This window comes from Candidatus Frankia alpina, from assembly GCF_902806485.1.
Lineage (GTDB): Bacteria > Actinomycetota > Actinomycetes > Frankiales > Frankiaceae > Frankia > Frankia alpina.
This window is the reverse complement of sequence record NZ_CADCWT010000470.1, coordinates 1-1,365: the sequence shown is the minus strand read 5'-3', so window position 1 is coordinate 1,365 and position 1,365 is coordinate 1. Positions and strand designations below refer to the sequence as shown.

At 71.0% G+C, this 1,365-nt stretch carries 1 protein-coding gene and 1 pseudogene; both read right to left on the bottom strand.

From position 1 onward, the window contains the following. Positions 1 to 139 precede the first annotated feature (139 nt). Positions 140 to 499: a transposase gene (locus G6R25_RS31100; RefSeq protein WP_419469413.1), complete on the bottom strand. Its 360-nt coding sequence runs from the start codon at positions 497 to 499 to the stop codon at positions 140 to 142. After that, positions 411 to 1,340: pseudogene (locus G6R25_RS23995) on the bottom strand (IS701 family transposase); the annotation flags it as partial. The pseudogene G6R25_RS23995 and the gene G6R25_RS31100, both read right to left, overlap by 89 nt. Positions 1,341 to 1,365: the final 25 nt, after the last annotated feature.

Genomic DNA, 1,365 nt, shown 5'->3' with positions numbered 1-1,365 from the left:
CTAGTAGGACTTTGTTAGGTGACTCCGGATAGGTGTTCTGTTACTTCTAGTGTGTGGTTGAAGGGTCGTTGGCAGGTGGGGCAGGCGCCGGTCCAGACGGCGAGCAGGGTCTGGAGGTGTCGCAGGACTGCGTAGAGAGTCAGGCCGACGCAGGGACTTTTGGGTCGCGGCGGAGCTGGGTGCAGATCGCTTGGGCGATGCTTGCGAGGGTGACGTGGCGGTGCCAGCCGGTGAAGGTGCGTCCTTCGAAGTGGTCGAGGCCGAGGCCGTCTTTCAGTTCGCGGTAGTCGTGTTCGATCCGCCAGCGGATCTTCGCGAGGCGGGCGAGGTGCCGCAACGGTGTGCCCTCGGGCAGGGTCGACAGCCAGTAGTCGGTGGGTTCGGCCTGGCCGGGGGGCCATGCGGCGAGCAGCCAGCAGGCGGGCAGGCTCCGGTCGGGGTTGCGGGTGAGGTTCCGGTTGGCGGGGCGGACGCGCAGGGCGAGGAAGCGGGAGCGCATCGCGGCGGTGGGGTTGGCCGGGGTTGTGTGGGTGCCGTGCCGCCAGGTCACGTATCGGCCGGCGGACCGTCCGGCCGCCAGGACCAGGGTCTTGAGGTCCTGGGGTGGGTCGGGGTAGGCGGGCATGGGCGGGCGGCCGTTCCCGGAGTACGGGGCGGTGAACCGGCGTGGCGTCGGCGGGGTAGGCGGTCGTGGTCGGCTTCACGGCCAGCACGTAGGGGATGTTCCGGTCGGTCAGGCCCTGGCGGAAGGCGGCGGCGTCGCCGTAGCCGGCGTCGGCCACCACGGGCCGGGTCGGTATGCCCCACCCGGCCAGTTCGTCGATCATGTCCAGGGCGAGGCGCCACTTCTCCCGGTGCCGCGCCTCGTCCGGGATCGCCGCCCGTTCGCGGCGGGCCCGGGCGGTGGCGATCTCCTGCGGGTCGGACAGGGCGGTGTCGTCCCAGGACTCTGGCAGGAACAGCCGCCAGTCCAGCGCGGCGGACGCCCAGTCGGTGACCGCGTGCACCGACACCCCGATCTGACAGTTCCCGACCTTGCCCAGGGTGCCGGAGTACATCCGGGCCACCCCGGGCGAGGCTGGCCCGTCCTTGGGGAAACCGGTGTCGTCCACGACCAGCGCGACCGGGTCGCAGAACCCGACCGCCCAGCCGGCCAGCCCCCGGCGGACCTGGGTGTAGTCCCAGGTCGAGCTGGTGATGAACTGCTGCAGCCGCTGAGGGTCCACGCCGAGGCGGGCGGCCATCGGGACCATGCTCTTGCGCTTGCCGTCGGTCAGCAGCCCCCGCACGTACAGCTCACCGGTGAGGCGCTGGTCCCGCCGCGGCAGATCCGCGAACATCTCACCCGCGAACCATTCGATCACC